This window comes from Pseudomonas sp. BF-B-26, assembly GCF_019956495.1.
Lineage (GTDB): Bacteria > Pseudomonadota > Gammaproteobacteria > Pseudomonadales > Pseudomonadaceae > Aquipseudomonas.
Window position 1 is genome coordinate 1 of record NZ_JAHBDP010000077.1, and the last position, 15,213, is coordinate 15,213.

Below are 15,213 nucleotides of genomic sequence, written 5' to 3' on the forward strand. Positions count from 1 at the left end.
CCGGCAAGCCGTGCTCCTACAGGGGAGGGGGCGGTCAAAAAAGGAGTGTGCCGTGCTTGCAACAGCACTGGTGTTGGTAGCGGCGCTGTTGCATGCAGCGTGGAATACCCTGATCAAATTCAGTGCGGAACGGCTGCTGGTGGTGGCCTGCATGGACAGCGTGGCAATGCTGTTTGTCGCGCTGATGCTGCCGTTCGTGGCGTTGCCGCCCCTGGACATCTGGCCGTGGATTCTGGCGTCGGCGGCGTTTGAATTGCTCTATCGCTATTTGCTGATCCAGGCCTATCGGGTCGGCGATCTGGGGTTGGTCTACCCACTGATGCGTGGCTTGTCGCCGCTGGTGGTGCTGGCACTGACGCTGATTTTTGCCGGAGAAGTGCTGACGAACCAGCAGATCTTCGGGATTCTGCTGATCCCGTTCGGCATGCTTTGCCTGCTCTGGCAGGGCGGCGGCGGTGCGCGATTGCCGTGGTCGATGCTGCCGGTGGTGGCGTTGATCGGCCTGTGCATCGGCTGCTACACCTTTATCGATGGCCAGGCGTTACGGCGTTGGTCGCATCCGCTGGATTACCTGGTGTGGGTCACGTTGCTCAGCGCCTGGCCGTTCCCGTTGCTGGCGCTGGTGCGTAAACGACCGGCCTTCATATTGTTCTGGCGTGAACAGTGGCGACTGGGGTTGGCGGTCGGGTTTTGCGTGTTGTTCAGCTACGCTCTGGTGCTGTGGGCCATGCAGCTGGGCTCGATTGCCGAAGCGGCGGCATTGCGCGAGATCAGCGTGATTCTGGTGGTGCTGTTCGGCATGCGTTACCTGAAAGAACCTTTCGGCAGGCCCCGGCTCTTAGCCTGTGGGCTGGTGCTGATCGGCATGCTGGTGATGAAGTTTTGACTGGAACTCGACTCTTGAAACCTGAAGAAGGGATTGCGTTATGACGGTTGCTCTGTGGTGCATTTTGATCGCGATTATCCTGCCCTATATCTGCACGGGCATCGCCAGGGCCTGTGGCGGGTTCCGGCTGAAAGACAACCATGACCCCCGTGACTTTCTCGAGTCGCTGAATGGTTTGGGCCGACGCGCGTATGCGGCGCACCTGAACAGTTTTGAAGTGACTCCCGCGTTCGCGGCGGCGGTGATCGTTGCGCACCTGGCCGGCAATGCCGAACTGGTGACGATCAATGTGCTGGCGGTGTTGTTCATCACCAGTCGGCTGCTGTACATCATTTGCTACTTGGCGGACTGGGCGATTTTGCGGTCGCTGATGTGGTTGGTGGGGCTGGGGTTGATCGTCAGTTTCTTTGTGGTGTCTGTCTGAAAATACATTGGTGTTCGTGAGGGCCTCATCGCGAGCAGGCTCGCTCCCACATTGAATCTCGGTCGTACACGTATGCTGTGTTCACTGGAGATCCAAATGTGGGAGCGAGGCGGCTCGCGATTGCTATTTAACCGCCGATACAGATATCAGGGGCTGGTCTTCACCGCATCAGCCACCTGCGGCACTTGCGGCAACGCTGCGCCTTTAGGCCAGAGCATCCAGATCTGTCCCTGCTGTTTCATGTCGCCGGCCAATTGCCCGGCCGCCTCGCCCGTGCCCCAGAACAGGTCTGCACGGACTTCGCCGGCAATTGCGCCGCCGGTGTCCTGAGCGGCAACCGGGCGTACCAGTGCGGTGCCGTCCGGTTTAGTGGTCGATAACCACAACAGACTGCCCAGCGGAATCACTTTGCGATCCACCGCCGCGCTGTAGCCGGCGGTCAGCGGTACGTTCAACGAGCCGCGAGGTCCTTCGTTGCTGTCCGGATTGCGGGTGAAGAATACGTAGCTGGGGTTGCTGCCCAGCAGTTCCGGAATGCGCGTCGGATTGGCCTTGGCCCATTGGCTGATGGCGCCCATGGTCACTTCTTCTTTTTTCAGCTCGCCCTGGTCCACCAGCCAGCGGCCAATCGGCCGATACGGGTGACCGTTCTGGTCGGCATACGCAATGCGCAACTGGCGGCCATCATCGAGCTGGATACGACCCGAACCCTGGATTTGCAGGAATTGCAGGTTCATCGGATCGGTCAGCCAGGCAACAACCGGAGCCTTGACCCCTTTGGTTTCAATCGTGGCCGCATCGTCGTAAGGCTTGAGCACGCGACCTTCGAGTCGTCCGCGCAGGCGTTTGCCTTTGAGTTCCGGATAAATGCTGTCCAGAGAGACGATGATCATGTCCTCGGGCACACCGTACACCGGGATGCTTGCCACTTCGGTCTGGGTCAGGCTGCCGGGGTAGACCGGCTCGTAATAGCCGGTGATCAAGCCGTTGGGATTGTCATTGGCGGCGCGCAGGCCGTAGACGTCGAGGTTCTGCTTGAGGAAGCCACGAATGTCGCTGGCGGTTTGCGGCACGTTGGCGGCAGCCGCACACGTCGAGCCCCATACCGGGTCGGCTTTGAGTCGGGTGCAGGCGCTGCGCCACGAACCGAAGCCGGCGACCAGGTCGTTGTCGGACACTGTTGGAAGTGCTTCCCACGTGGCGCTGGAGTAGGTCGCCAGGGCGTGGGTTTTCGGTGTGTTGTTGTCGCCACCGGTGCAGCCCGCAAGCACGGCCACCATCGGAAGGGTCCAGGCGAGGTTGTGACGCCATGCCTTGAAACGGCTGTTCATGGAGTAATTCCTTTGTCGGTTGCCTGAGTGCTCCATGCGCTCAAGCAACCCGTATTGATAATAGGGCTATTGGTCTTTGCCGTTGACGCGAGGATACTGGCCGCCGTTCCCGTGACCTGAAGCCACCATGACTCTTAAAAGACTTTCTGTTGTATTGCTGGCCTGCCTGACGTTGTCCGCCTGCGGTGGTGTTGACCCCAACTCGCCGCTGGGCCAGCGCAAGGCGATCTTCAAGCAAATGCTCAAGACCGGCGAAGACCTGGGCGGCATGTTGCGTGGTCGCATCCCGTTTGACGGTCCGACATTCGCTGACGGTGCCGTGAAGCTCGATGCGTTGTCCCGTGAACCCTGGAAACATTTTCCGCAGGTGCGCGAAGAAGATCACACCAGCGCCAAGAGCGATGTCTGGCAGAAACAGGAACACTTCCAGGACATGGCACGGACCCTTGAAGCCGCCACTGGTGAATTGGTGATTGCCAGCAAGGTTCAGCCTTACAAGGTCAGTAACCTTGGGCCGGCAGTGCAGAAGGTCGAAGATGCCTGCAGTGCTTGCCATAAAGAGTTTCGGGATCACTGATCCTTACTTATCCAGCTCATCGAGTGCGTCCTGCAATTCCTTGCGGGACTCGGCGAGTTTGTCTTTGCGCTTGTTGATCTTCTCGGCATCGCCTTTCTTCATGGCCTTGTCGAGGTCAGCCTGACGCTGACTGACTTCGTGCTTGGCGTCGAGCACCTTGTTCTCCCGTTCTTTTTTCAGGGAAGCATCGGTGCAATGAGCAGTGACTTCGCTCAGGGCCGTTTCAAGGCCTGCTTGCTGATCGGCGTTACCGTGAGACTTGGCCAGTTCAATCTGATTGATGATGCCCTGCTTCTTTGCGGCGCAGCCGGTCAGGCCTGGAGCTTCTTCGGCGGCCATCAGTGGAGCGGCCAGCACGCTGCAAAGGGTCAACAGGGCGAGCGGTGAAAGAAGTTTCATAAAAGCTCCATGTGAAAAAGCGATCGGGTCGAGGTGGCGATGGGGTGTTTGAGCCCGCGCGGCACCATTGGGTTCCCGGATTGGCCGGCATCGCCGGCCGCTAAAAACCGTCAATTCCCGCAACACGTAATGTTTCACTCAAGGCCAGGACCTGCGGATCGCGAAAAAATGCGCTCAATTGCGCTGCGCGTCCCGGGCCGATGCCGGCTTCTGCCTGCCATTGTTCGATATTTCGTTGTGCCAGTTCCTGCCATGAATCGGCAAGCCGCGCCTGGCCGGTCGGCGGTAAACCCAGGGCTTTGAGCCAACGAGCGAAAGGGCGCTGTCGGGCACTGTTGAAACTGTTCAAAAGACGAGCGCTGCTGCGTTCGCCGAAGCCGTCAATGTTAGCAAGCTCTTGAGCATCGAGGGTCAACCAATCCAGCAGGCCATTCAGACGGCCTGTTTCTAAAAGTTTCTCCCATGTGCCAGGACCGACATGCGGCAACGCCAGGCCCTGCTTGCCGCTGAGCCAGGACAGTCGGGCGAGGAATTGGCTTTCGCACCCCGGTGTCGGCTGCCAGCAGCTCAAATGATGAAAGTCCTCCGCCAGCGGTACGCTCAATTCAGTGCGTTGGGTGCTGCGCAGCATGACCCCGTCAAGCCGGGGAATGGTCAGGCCCGCCAGACTGATGGCGACCTGATCTCCGGGGCGGATATCCAGTGTTTCCCAGCGTTGCAGTGAACTCACACTGACTCGCTTGATCTGCCGGTCATCGAGCATGACCGGTGTCAGTTCCAGTACCGGGGTGATCCGTCCGGTCCGTCCAATCTTGAAGTGGACCTTGCGCACCTCGGCCAGGGCCTGGGCAAAAGGGTACTTCCAGGCGACGCTCCAATAAGGCGGTTTAGCCTGCCAGCGCTCGGCGGGTGGGCGCTGATCCTGGCGCAGGACGATGCCATCACTGGCGAAGGGCAGGGGCGAGCGATACCAGTGATCGCGCCAGCGTTCAGCGTCGGCAAATACTTCGATCGAGTGGCTGTAAGGGGCGGTGCTCGGAAAGCCCAACTCATCCAGGGCTGCGACGCGCGCGGGCAGACTGGCCGGGCCTTGGGGCCAGTCCCAGACAAACAGGCCGATCCCCGCGGCTTGCTCAGTGCTTAACTTTTTGCGGGCCATCAAGCCGGCCACTGTGGCGCGTGCATTGAGGCTGCCGGCCCGGGCCTGTACGTGGTCGGTCAGGCGCCAATAGAGTTCACCTTGCAGCAGCAGGTCCAGCGGCTCTGGCAATTGTTGTGGGATAGCGGCGATCTGGCGCGCCGAAGCTGTCCAGTCCTGGCCATTTACTCCGTCACCGCGGCTGATAGCTTGAGTCAGCAGGCCTTTGCGGTAGATCAGCGTCACCGCCACGCCGTCGATCTTGGGCTGAATCCAGACATCGCTCCGTCCTTTTAGCCAGGCTTCAACGGCGCGACCATCGTGAAGTTTTTCAAGGCCTGTGTGGGCGATGGGATGAGGCATCGTGCCGCCCGCGGTACGTAGCGGCTCCGCGGATGGGGCCAGGTCGAAACACGTGCGCCATTCGGTCAGTCTTGAACGGGACTGATCGTAGAGCTCATCGGCGACCAATGAGCGGCCGCGCCGGTGATAGCTGTCGTCCCAGAGGTCGATTTGTTTCTGCAGTGACGTGATTTCGTCCAGGGCGCGTGCGGGTGGCCAGTCGGGGCACTCGGTAGCGTTTGAACTCAGGCAAACAAAGGTCAGGAGAAAACAGAAAAACAGGCGCAGAAGCATCGTGAGCGTCCTTGCTCGGGGAGATGCTTCAAGGCTAGTCAGTATTTACGGGCGAGACAGGTGGGTGTTTTGCCTGGTGTTTCCGATGGTGGCTGGTCTGGCACCTTCGCGAGCAAGCCCGCTCCCACATCTAGATCTACAACGTTCACAAATAGTGTGTTCACTGGAGATCCAGTGTGGGAGCGGGCTTGCTCGCGAAGGCTGCGACACGGTCCCAAGGGCAAGGCAATAAAAAGCCCCGCACGGCAAACCGTGCAGGGCTTTTGGTACCGCCGGGAAATCTTACAGGCCGGCAGCAGCGCGCAAGGATTCGGCGCGGTCGGTCTTTTCCCAAGTGAAGGTGGTGAAAGTGTCATCGCCCACAGTCTTGGTAGTCGGCGTGCGACCGAAGTGGCCGTACGCAGCGGTTTCCTGGTACATCGGGTGCAGCAGGTCGAGCATGGTGGTGATTGCGTATGGACGCAGGTCGAACACTTCGCGAACCAGTTTGACGATTTTGTCGTCGCTGATTTTGCCGGTGCCGAAGGTGTTCAACGAGATCGATGTCGGCTGAGCAACACCGATCGCGTAGGAAACCTGAATCTCGCAACGCTCGGCCAGGCCGGCCGCCACGATGTTCTTGGCCACGTAACGACCGGCGTAGGCGGCCGAACGGTCAACCTTCGATGGATCTTTACCGGAGAACGCACCGCCGCCGTGACGGGCCATGCCGCCGTAGCTGTCAACGATGATCTTGCGACCGGTCAGGCCGCAATCGCCAACCGGGCCACCGATGATGAACTGGCCAGTCGGGTTGATGTGGAACTGGGTGTCCTTGGACAGCAGCTCGGCAGGCAGTACGTGCTTGACGATCAGCTCCATCACGCCTTCGCGCAGGTCTTTGTAGGACACGTCAGGGTTGTGCTGAGTCGACAGTACAACGGCGTCGATACCGACAACCTTGCCGCCTTCGTAACGGCAAGTCACTTGCGACTTGGCATCCGGGCGCAGCCAAGGCAGCAGGCCGGATTTACGGGCTTCGGCCTGACGCTGAACCAGCTGGTGCGAGAAGGTGATCGGTGCTGGCATCAGCACGTCGGTTTCGTTGCTGGCGTAGCCGAACATCAGGCCCTGATCGCCGGCGCCTTGATCTTCAGGCTTGGCACGGTCGACACCCTGGTTGATGTCAGGAGACTGCTTGCCAATGATGTTCATCACGCCGCAAGTGGCGCCGTCGAAGCCGACATCGGAGCTGTTGTAGCCGATGTCCAGAATCACGTTACGCACGATCTCTTCCAGGTCGACCCAGGCCGACGTGGTGACTTCACCTGCGATGATGGCAACGCCGGTTTTTACCAGGGTCTCGACCGCTACACGGGCGAACTTGTCTTCAGCAATGATGGCGTCCAGCACCGCATCGGAAATCTGGTCGGCGATTTTGTCCGGATGCCCTTCGGACACGGACTCGGAGGTGAAGAGGGAGTATTCGCTCATCTCGATTTTTTCCTGAATTTACCGATGGTGAGTGTCGCCAGCCGGTCGCTGAAAATGGCGGACCTGGATCTGGAAACCATTACGTAAGCCTACATAGAGGCTTTCCCCGGGAACGAGTCCCGCAGCGGTGGCCCAACGGGCCAAATCGTCCTGTTCAAACCCCAACCAGAGATCACCGCAGGCCTCCCTGGCCCAACTCTGGTTGTGGCTACATAACTCTGTCACGAGCAGGCTGCCGCCCGGTTGCAGCAAGCCGGCCATGTGCTTGAGTGCTTCGGCCGGCGCGGCGAAATGGTGCAGCACCATGTTCAGTACAACGCAGTCAGCCTTGAGGCGGACACCGTTCAATGCATCGGCCAGTTGCAGGCTGACGTTAGCCAGCGTTTCACGTTCGCAAACCTGGCGCGCCAGTTCGAGCATCGCCGGGCTGTTGTCCAGCGCCGTGACCTGGGTGAAGCGGCGCGCCAGTTCCGGCAGAAATGCGCCATCTCCGGGGCCGACTTCGATGGCTGTGGCGCCTTCGCTGAAACTCAGCTTGTCGAGCAATGCCACCACGCTTTCGCGGTACTGCGGCAGGCCGGCGATCAAGTCTTGCTGGGCGCGAAACTTCTCCGCGACCCGTGAGAAAAAGTCCTGGCTGGCCGCCGCTCGTTGCCCATGGACCTGACCGATTCGCGACTGCACCTCGGCAGGCAGGGTCAGGTTGTCCACTTCTTCCAGCAAGGCTGCATGCAACTTGCCGCCCAGCAGGTCGGTGTGGGGCAGGGCGCGACGGTAGAAAATCGCATTGCCTTCACGGCGCGTCGCCACCAGATCGGCCTGGGCCAATACCTTGAGGTGATGACTCATGCCGGACTGGCCGATGCCAAAGATCTGCGCCAGCTCCAGTACGCCAAACGAATCGTTGGCCAGCGCGCGCAATACATTCAGTCGCAGAGGATCGCCGCCGGCCTTGCACAGGGCCGCCAGCTCATCGCAATCGTCAGGTCGAATGGAAGGCGCACGTAAATTCATAAGGCCAGCAGTCTAGTGACGGTCAGAAAACACCGCAAGAGCAATATCAAAAAGTTTTGATATTGCTCGATAGATGGCACTTCTCGGGGAAAGGGTCACTCTACAAATCGTCAGCGGAAAGGTTTCACCAGGCGAATGCGACTTTATCCACCGGAAAAACGCCTTCAGATGACTATCTGTCATTGCCCCGAGGCGGGTGGGTGAGGGAAAATGCTCGCCTTTTTTCCGTTTCGTTTTATTCACTCTCGATTCAATATCCGCAGGAGAACAGCGATGCCCAGCCGTCGTGAGCGTGCCAACGCCATTCGTGCCCTCAGCATGGATGCCGTGCAAAAAGCCAACAGCGGCCATCCCGGTGCCCCTATGGGTATGGCGGATATCGCCGAAGTACTTTGGCGTGACTACCTGAAGCACAACCCGAGCAATCCATCGTTCGCCGACCGTGACCGCTTCGTGCTGTCCAACGGTCACGGCTCGATGTTGATCTACTCGCTGCTGCACCTGACCGGCTACGATCTGTCGATCGAAGACCTGAAGAACTTCCGCCAGCTGCACAGCCGTACCCCGGGTCACCCGGAATTCGGCTACACCCCAGGCGTTGAAACCACCACCGGTCCACTGGGCCAAGGCCTGGCCAACGCCGTTGGTTTTGCCCTGGCAGAAAAAGTCCTGGCGGCGCAGTTCAACCGTCCGGGCCATAACATTGTCGACCACCACACCTATGTGTTCCTGGGTGATGGCTGCATGATGGAAGGCATTTCCCACGAAGTCGGCTCCCTGGCCGGTACTTTGGGCCTGAACAAGCTGATCGCCTTCTACGACGACAACGGCATCTCCATCGACGGCGAAGTCGAAGGCTGGTTCACCGATGACACGCCTAAGCGTTTCGAAGCCTATAACTGGCTGGTGATCCGCAACGTCGACGGTCACGATCCTGAAGAGATCAAGATCGCGATCGAAACGGCGCGCAAAAGCGATCAGCCAACCCTGATCTGCTGCAAGACCACCATCGGTTTCGGTTCGCCGAACAAGCAAGGCAAGGAAGACTGCCACGGCGCCCCACTGGGTGACGCGGAAATCGCTCTGACCCGTGCTGCGCTGAAATGGAATCACGGTCCGTTTGAAATCCCGGCCGACATCTACGCCGAGTGGGACGCCAAGGAAACCGGTCGCGCGGCTGAAGCCGAATGGGATCAGCGTTTCGCTGCCTACTCTGCTGCCTTCCCTGAGTTGGCCAACGAGCTGATTCGTCGTCTGAGCGGCGAACTGCCGGAAGATTTCGCTGAAAAAGCCTCTGCTTATATTGCTGAAGTCGCCGCCAAGGGCGAAACCATCGCCAGCCGTAAAGCCAGCCAGAACGCATTGAATGCCTACGGCCCGCTACTGCCTGAACTGCTGGGCGGCTCCGCTGACCTGGCCGGTTCCAACCTGACCCTGTGGAAAGGTTGCAAAGGTGTTACGGCTGAAGACGCCAGCGGCAACTACATGTACTACGGCGTTCGCGAGTTCGGCATGAGCGCGATCATGAACGGCGTGACCCTGCACGGCGGCCTGGTGCCTTACGGCGCGACCTTCCTGATGTTCATGGAATACGCCCGTAACGCCGTGCGCATGGCCTCGCTGATGAAGCAGCGTGTCGTGTTCGTCTACACCCACGACTCCATCGGTCTGGGCGAAGACGGCCCGACTCACCAGCCGATCGAGCAACTGACCAGCTTGCGCAGCACGCCGAACCTCGACACCTGGCGCCCAGCCGATGCCGTTGAATCGGCGGTGTGCTGGAAAATGGCTCTGGAACGCAAGGACGGCCCTTCGGCGCTAATCTTCTCGCGTCAGAACCTGCAGCACCAAACCCGCAATGCATTCCAGATCGCCGACATCGCCCGTGGCGGTTACGTGCTGAAGGATTGCGACGGCGAGCCTGAGCTGATCCTGATCTCTACCGGTTCGGAAGTCGGTCTGGCCGTTCAGGCCTACGACAAACTGACCGAACAAGGTCGCAAAGTGCGTGTTGTTTCGATGCCTTGCACCAGCGTGTTCGATGCTCAGGACGCCGGTTACAAGCAAGCAGTCCTGCCGTTGCAGGTCAGCGCCCGTATCGCCATCGAAGCCGCCCACGCGGACTACTGGTACAAATACGTGGGCCTGGAAGGCCGCGTGATCGGCATGACCACCTACGGCGAGTCGGCGCCTGCGCCAGCCTTGTTCGAAGAGTTTGGCTTCACCCTGGAAAACATCCTGGGTCAGGCTGAAGAGCTGCTGGAAGACTGATCCAGAAAGTGCGTCGTCTGGACTGCCGCTTTCGCGAGCAAGTCGAATCGTCGCACCGCCGCTCCCACAGTGGAATGCATTCTCCTGTGGGAGCGGGCTTGCTCGCGAAGGCGTCGGTCCGACCAACACTGCAATGACGGATTCACCACGGTAATCGAGAACCCCATGCCTCAACCGCGTCCTTACAAAGTTGCACTCAACGGCTACGGCCGGATTGGTCGTTGCGTCTTGCGTGCGTTGTTTGAGCGAGGCGATAAGGCCGGGTTTGAAATTGTTGCGATCAACGATCTGGCGGACATGGCCAGCATCGAATACCTGACACGTTTCGATTCCACTCACGGGCGGTTTCCCGGGGAAGTGAGGGTCGAGGGCGATTGTCTGCATATTAATGGCGACTGTGTGAAGGTCCTGCGCAGTGCCACCCCCGAAGGCATCGATTGGGCGTCGCTGGGCGTCGATCTGGTGCTGGAGTGCTCCGGCGCTTACCACACTCGTGAAGACGGCCAGCGTTTCCTCGACGCCGGTGCGCCGCGCGTGCTGTTTTCCCAGCCGATGGCCAGCGAAGCGGATGTCGACGCCACCATCGTCTACGGCGTGAACCAGGATTGCCTGACCGGTGATGAGCTGCTGGTATCCAACGCGTCCTGCACCACCAACTGCGGCGTGCCGCTGTTGCGCCTGCTGGATCAGGCCATTGGTCTGGAATACGTGTCGATCACCACCATTCACTCGGCGATGAACGATCAGCCAGTGATCGACGCCTACCATCACGAAGACTTGCGCCGCACCCGTTCGGCGTTTCAGTCGGTGATTCCGGTGTCCACTGGTCTGGCGCGAGGCATTGAACGCCTGCTGCCGGAACTTGCCGGGAGAATTCAGGCCAAAGCCGTGCGGGTGCCGACGGTTAACGTGTCTTGCCTCGACATTACGATGCAGACCGTAAGCGATACCGACGCCACCGAGGTCAACCGGATTCTGCGCGAGGCCGCCACCCATGGCCCGCTCAAAGGCCTTCTGGCCTACACCGAGTTGCCTCACGCCAGTTGTGATTTCAACCATGACCCACATTCGGCCATCGTCGATGCCAGTCAGACTCGAGTTTCCGGCCCGCGGCTGGTGAACATCCTGGCCTGGTTCGACAACGAATGGGGTTTTGCCAATCGAATGCTGGATGTTGCGGAACACTATCTGCATACATCTGCCTCTCCAAAACAGTAGGAAATGCGACCCATGACCGTGTTGAAGATGACCGACCTCGATCTGCAAGGTAAGCGCGTACTGATCCGCGAAGACCTCAACGTCCCAGTCAAGGACGGTGTAGTCACCAGCGATGCGCGAATCCTGGCCTCGCTGCCGACCATCAAGCTGGCCCTGGAAAAAGGCGCGGCCGTGATGGTCTGCTCGCACCTTGGCCGTCCGACCGAAGGCGAGTTCTCGGCCGAGAACAGCCTCAAGCCAGTCGCTGACTACCTGAGCAAGGCTCTGGGGCGTGAAGTGCCGCTGGTGGCCGATTACCTGGGCGGCGTTGACGTGAAGGCCGGCGACATCGTGCTGTTCGAAAACGTGCGCTTCAACAAAGGCGAGAAAAAGAACGCTGACGAACTGGCCCAGCAATACGCCGCCTTGTGCGACGTGTTCGTGATGGACGCCTTCGGCACCGCTCACCGCGCCGAGGGTTCGACCCATGGCGTGGCCAAGTTCGCCAAAGTCGCCGCCGCTGGCCCGTTGCTGGCTGCTGAACTGGACGCACTGGGCAAAGCCCTCGGCGCCCCGGCTCAGCCAATGGCGGCGATTGTTGCCGGCTCCAAGGTCTCGACCAAACTCGACGTACTCAACAGCCTGAGCCAGATCTGCAACCAGCTGATCGTCGGAGGCGGCATTGCCAACACCTTCCTGGCCGCTGCCGGTCACCCGGTCGGCAAATCCCTGTACGAGCCAGACCTGCTGGACACCGCTCGCGCCATCGCCGCCAAGGTCAGCGTGCCGCTGCCGGTCGACGTCGTGGTTGCCAAGGAATTCGCTGAAAGCGCGACTGCGACCGTCAAGCTGATCGCTGATGTGGCTGCAGACGACATGATTCTGGACATCGGCCCACAGACCGCGGCGAATTTCGCCGAGCTGTTGAAGTCGTCCAAGACCATTCTGTGGAACGGCCCGGTGGGCGTGTTCGAATTCGACCAGTTCGGTAACGGCACCAAAGTCCTGGCCCAGGCCATCGCAGAAAGCTCGGCATTCTCCATCGCTGGCGGCGGCGACACCCTGGCCGCCATCGATAAATATGGCGTTGCCGATCAGATCTCCTACATTTCTACCGGTGGCGGCGCGTTTCTCGAGTTCGTCGAAGGCAAGGTGCTGCCGGCCGTTGAAGTCCTGGAAAGCCGGGCGAAGGCCTGAGGCCGCCCATTTGACCAGGCAAAGGAGTGTTCAGATGGTCAAAACATTAGCGCTGTTGATTATCGCGGGGTCGCTGGCGGCTTGCGGGAGTAACCCGAAAGCCCCCAAGGTGCCCGAGACGTCTGAACAGGATAAAGGCTGCTACCAGGCTGACTGGCAGGCCGAAACCAACCCGGTGATCAACAAGCGTTCCGGGCCTGATGGCCTGGACAAATACGAGACGCAGACCCCGGCCAAGGAACATGGTTGCCCTTGAAGGGTCTGACACTTTACTCAGGGCTGGCGGCGTGCGCCGTCAGTCGAGGAACATGGATGAAAGGTTTTATCGCCGTTACGGCGCTGGCTCTGTTGGCAGGTTGCGCTAATTTGAACCTGTTCAAGCCTGCCGAATCGACGGACAGCTGGACCACCTGGACCTGCGACAGTCAGGCCAAAGTGCTCTGGCGCTACGCCGACGACAGCCGCAAGGAAGTCGACGTTCGCCTGGGCGGTGCCGATCAGGTCTACCGCTTGAAGCATGAGCCGGGCGCCGAAGGTTCGCTGTACAGCAACGACATGCTGGCGTTTCACATAAAAGGTGAGGAAGGCCTGGTGTACTGGGTCGCCACCAATGATTTGATCGGCCGCGGTTGTAAAGCCGAGTAAGACGATTGATTTGATTCACAGAGATCCAAATGTGGGAGCGGGTTTGCTCGCGAAGGCGGTGGATCAGCTTGCATAGATGTTGAATGTATAACCGCATTCGCGAGCAAGCTCGCTCCCACAGTGGTTCTCTGTAGGTTCTTGAGATTTTTCAACACCGAATTGGCAGGCCGGGGCAACCCCCGATCTGCAATAACTTGAATAGCCGCCGCCGCTACGGCAGGCTGGCACGATTAACGACCCTCAACCGGGAGATACACACACAATGGCACTTATCAGCATGCGCCAGATGCTGGACCACGCAGCCGAGTTCGGCTACGGCGTTCCAGCCTTCAACGTCAACAACCTTGAGCAGATGCGCGCCATCATGGAAGCCGCTGACAAGACTGACTCCCCGGTGATCGTCCAGGCTTCGGCCGGTGCTCGCAAATACGCCGGCGCACCGTTCCTGCGTCACCTGATCCTCGCCGCCATCGAAGAATTCCCGCACATCCCGGTGTGCATGCACCAGGACCACGGCACCAGCCCTGACGTCTGCCAGCGCTCCATCCAACTGGGCTTCAGCTCGGTGATGATGGACGGTTCCCTGGGCGAAGACGGCAAGACCCCGACCGACTACGACTACAACATCCGTGTTACCCAACAAACCGTGGCCATGGCTCACGCCTGCGGCGTATCGGTAGAAGGCGAGTTGGGCTGCCTGGGTTCGCTGGAAACCGGCATGGCCGGTGAAGAAGACGGCATCGGCGCCGAAGGCGTTCTGGATCACAGCCAAATGCTGACCGACCCGGAAGAAGCCGCTGACTTCGTCAAACGCACCCAGGTCGACGCCTTGGCCATCGCCATCGGCACCAGCCACGGCGCGTACAAGTTCACCAAGCCGCCTACCGGCGACGTGCTGGCCATCGACCGCATCAAAGAAATCCACAAACGCATCCCGAACACCCACTTGGTGATGCACGGTTCGTCTTCGGTTCCGCAAGACTGGCTGGCGATCATCAACCAGTACGGCGGCGACATCAAAGAAACCTACGGCGTACCGGTTGAAGAGATCGTCGAAGGCATCAAGCACGGCGTGCGCAAGGTCAACATCGACACCGACCTGCGCCTGGCATCCACCGGTGCGATGCGTCGCCTGATGGCCACCAACCCGAGCGAGTTTGATCCGCGTAAATTCTTCGGCGCGACTGTGACTGCCATGCGTGATGTGTGTATCGCACGTTATGAAGCGTTTGGTACTGCAGGTAATGCTTCGAAGATCAAGCCGATCTCGTTGGAAGGGATGTATCAGCGTTATTTGAAGGGTGAGTTGAACGCTAAGGTTAACTAAGCCTGTGAGTTGAACCTGCTTATGAAAACCGCCGAAAGGCGGTTTTTTTATAACTGTAGTCAGGGGGGGCTTTTCTGGGTAATGGGCTTTAAAGCTGCCTGTGCCGTTGGTCGGTATAGGTATTTCTGACAGGTAGTAACAGGCAAGTTGCATGCTTAGAGTAGGGCTAGTCGTCGAAGCCTCGGCGATCATTACTGAGGGTAATAAATATGACTGCCTATATTGATTCAGCCTGGGGCGGCAATGCATCAATAACGGTTCGTGGGCGAGGAACTCCTGGCTATAGGATCTATCTGCATCAGGCGGGCACAGGCGCGATGCTGGGGACAGGTGTTGTTGAGGCGAATGGCGACTATTCGTTTACGACGCAGGAGTCAACGTTGCTAATGTACGGAGGTCAGACTATTAATGTGCAAGTCCGGGAGACTGCGGACAATGTTAGTTATTCCGATTGGAGTCTTTATTCCAGTGTTTTTATAAGTTGAGTTAAGTCGTTAGCTGGCAGCAAGAAGAAGGGGCTGAAAAGGGGGCGGATCTAATAATCGTCCCCCGAGTGTGCTATTGGAGTTGTTTCACCAGCCTGCCACGCGCTCGATACGGAATTTGCACTCCGCAGTGTTTCCCCGTTGGAAAAGCCATCCCTGCATTTCTTTTTTTAAAGTTATATCTGTTATCGCAAAAGCGTATTAAAAACTGTC

General features: G+C 59.1%; 15 protein-coding genes. 10 read left to right on the forward strand and 5 right to left on the reverse strand.

Features of this window, described 5'->3' with window-relative positions; translation table 11 throughout:
• The first annotated feature begins 52 nt into the window (after positions 1-52).
• Positions 53-886 (forward strand): EamA family transporter, encoded by an 834-nt coding sequence (locus tag KGB03_RS15885; protein WP_223527578.1) that lies wholly within the window; start codon positions 53-55, stop codon positions 884-886.
• Between the two features lie 40 nt (positions 887-926).
• A complete protein-coding gene (locus tag KGB03_RS15890; RefSeq protein ID WP_111448494.1) occupies positions 927-1,310 on the forward strand; it encodes an MAPEG family protein in 384 nt (127 codons plus the stop codon).
• A gap of 146 nt (positions 1,311-1,456) precedes the next feature.
• Here the strand turns inward: KGB03_RS15890 and KGB03_RS15895 are convergent, their stop codons facing one another.
• The gene (locus tag KGB03_RS15895) at positions 1,457-2,641 is read right to left on the reverse strand and encodes a murein transglycosylase A (RefSeq protein WP_111448495.1); all 1,185 of its coding nucleotides are present in this window, start codon (positions 2,639-2,641) and stop codon (positions 1,457-1,459) included.
• 127 nt (positions 2,642-2,768) lie between these two features.
• On the opposite strand from KGB03_RS15895, the gene KGB03_RS15900 reads away from it, so the two are divergent.
• Positions 2,769-3,218, forward strand: coding sequence for a c-type cytochrome (locus tag KGB03_RS15900; RefSeq protein WP_218536725.1), 450 nt, complete (start codon positions 2,769-2,771; stop codon positions 3,216-3,218).
• A gap of 3 nt (positions 3,219-3,221) precedes the next feature.
• Here the strand turns inward: KGB03_RS15900 and KGB03_RS15905 are convergent, their stop codons facing one another.
• The 4 genes from KGB03_RS15905 to KGB03_RS15920 all read right to left on the reverse strand — a co-directional run bounded on the left by KGB03_RS15905 (position 3,222) and on the right by KGB03_RS15920 (position 7,878).
• Positions 3,222-3,617, reverse strand: a complete 396-nt coding sequence (locus tag KGB03_RS15905; RefSeq protein WP_111448497.1) for a DUF1090 domain-containing protein — start codon at positions 3,615-3,617, stop codon at positions 3,222-3,224.
• 100 nt (positions 3,618-3,717) lie between these two features.
• Positions 3,718-5,391, reverse strand: coding sequence for an NAD-dependent DNA ligase LigB (gene ligB, locus KGB03_RS15910; protein WP_223527580.1), 1,674 nt, complete (start codon positions 5,389-5,391; stop codon positions 3,718-3,720).
• 282 nt (positions 5,392-5,673) lie between these two features.
• The gene (gene metK, locus KGB03_RS15915; RefSeq protein ID WP_223527582.1) at positions 5,674-6,864 is read right to left on the reverse strand and encodes a methionine adenosyltransferase; all 1,191 of its coding nucleotides are present in this window, start codon (positions 6,862-6,864) and stop codon (positions 5,674-5,676) included.
• An 18-nt stretch (positions 6,865-6,882) separates the two neighbouring features.
• Positions 6,883-7,878, reverse strand: a complete 996-nt coding sequence (locus KGB03_RS15920) for an ArsR/SmtB family transcription factor (protein WP_218536728.1) — start codon at positions 7,876-7,878, stop codon at positions 6,883-6,885.
• Between the two features lie 273 nt (positions 7,879-8,151).
• On the opposite strand from KGB03_RS15920, the gene tkt reads away from it, so the two are divergent.
• From tkt to KGB03_RS31390, 7 genes are all read left to right on the forward strand, one after another.
• Entirely contained in the window at positions 8,152-10,149 is a 1,998-nt protein-coding gene (gene tkt / locus KGB03_RS15925) for a transketolase (RefSeq protein ID WP_218536729.1), read from the forward strand.
• 165 nt (positions 10,150-10,314) lie between these two features.
• On the forward strand, positions 10,315-11,367 hold the full coding sequence (epd, locus tag KGB03_RS15930; RefSeq protein WP_111448501.1) for an erythrose-4-phosphate dehydrogenase: 1,053 nt from the start codon (positions 10,315-10,317) through the stop codon (positions 11,365-11,367).
• 12 nt (positions 11,368-11,379) lie between these two features.
• Positions 11,380-12,543 carry a phosphoglycerate kinase gene (locus KGB03_RS15935; RefSeq protein WP_033060390.1) on the forward strand — a complete coding sequence of 388 codons (1,164 nt, stop codon included), beginning with the start codon at positions 11,380-11,382 and terminating at the stop codon, positions 12,541-12,543.
• 34 nt (positions 12,544-12,577) lie between these two features.
• Complete coding sequence (locus tag KGB03_RS15940; protein ID WP_223527584.1) at positions 12,578-12,799, forward strand: hypothetical protein; 222 nt, start codon at positions 12,578-12,580, stop codon at positions 12,797-12,799.
• A gap of 56 nt (positions 12,800-12,855) precedes the next feature.
• Positions 12,856-13,188: an MliC family protein gene (locus KGB03_RS15945; protein WP_223527586.1), complete on the forward strand. Its 333-nt coding sequence runs from the start codon at positions 12,856-12,858 to the stop codon at positions 13,186-13,188.
• Positions 13,189-13,450: 262 nt separating this feature from the next.
• Complete coding sequence (gene fba / locus KGB03_RS15950; RefSeq protein WP_008151974.1) at positions 13,451-14,515, forward strand: class II fructose-bisphosphate aldolase; 1,065 nt, start codon at positions 13,451-13,453, stop codon at positions 14,513-14,515.
• Between the two features lie 209 nt (positions 14,516-14,724).
• The gene (locus tag KGB03_RS31390; RefSeq protein ID WP_223527588.1) at positions 14,725-15,000 is read left to right on the forward strand and encodes an Ig-like domain-containing protein; all 276 of its coding nucleotides are present in this window, start codon (positions 14,725-14,727) and stop codon (positions 14,998-15,000) included.
• The last annotated feature ends 213 nt before the right edge of the window (positions 15,001-15,213 follow it).

Bases quoted from the DNA above. Each gene is read 5' to 3' on its own strand.
- metK (WP_223527582.1), bottom strand. From the start codon at position 6,864: ATGAGCGAATACTCCCTCTTCACCTCCGAGTCCGTGTCCGAAGGGCAT.
- KGB03_RS15945 (WP_223527586.1), top strand. From the start codon at position 12,856: ATGAAAGGTTTTATCGCCGTTACGGCGCTGGCTCTGTTGGCAGGTTGC.
- KGB03_RS15935 (WP_033060390.1), top strand. From the start codon at position 11,380: ATGACCGTGTTGAAGATGACCGACCTCGATCTGCAAGGTAAGCGCGTA.
- KGB03_RS15900 (WP_218536725.1), top strand. From the start codon at position 2,769: ATGACTCTTAAAAGACTTTCTGTTGTATTGCTGGCCTGCCTGACGTTG.
- KGB03_RS31390 (WP_223527588.1), top strand. From the start codon at position 14,725: ATGACTGCCTATATTGATTCAGCCTGGGGCGGCAATGCATCAATAACG.
- ligB (WP_223527580.1), bottom strand. From the start codon at position 5,391: ATGCTTCTGCGCCTGTTTTTCTGTTTTCTCCTGACCTTTGTTTGCCTG.
- KGB03_RS15905 (WP_111448497.1), bottom strand. From the start codon at position 3,617: ATGAAACTTCTTTCACCGCTCGCCCTGTTGACCCTTTGCAGCGTGCTG.
- KGB03_RS15895 (WP_111448495.1), bottom strand. From the start codon at position 2,641: ATGAACAGCCGTTTCAAGGCATGGCGTCACAACCTCGCCTGGACCCTT.
- fba (WP_008151974.1), top strand. From the start codon at position 13,451: ATGGCACTTATCAGCATGCGCCAGATGCTGGACCACGCAGCCGAGTTC.
- KGB03_RS15920 (WP_218536728.1), bottom strand. From the start codon at position 7,878: ATGAATTTACGTGCGCCTTCCATTCGACCTGACGATTGCGATGAGCTG.
- KGB03_RS15940 (WP_223527584.1), top strand. From the start codon at position 12,578: ATGGTCAAAACATTAGCGCTGTTGATTATCGCGGGGTCGCTGGCGGCT.
- KGB03_RS15890 (WP_111448494.1), top strand. From the start codon at position 927: ATGACGGTTGCTCTGTGGTGCATTTTGATCGCGATTATCCTGCCCTAT.
- tkt (WP_218536729.1), top strand. From the start codon at position 8,152: ATGCCCAGCCGTCGTGAGCGTGCCAACGCCATTCGTGCCCTCAGCATG.
- epd (WP_111448501.1), top strand. From the start codon at position 10,315: ATGCCTCAACCGCGTCCTTACAAAGTTGCACTCAACGGCTACGGCCGG.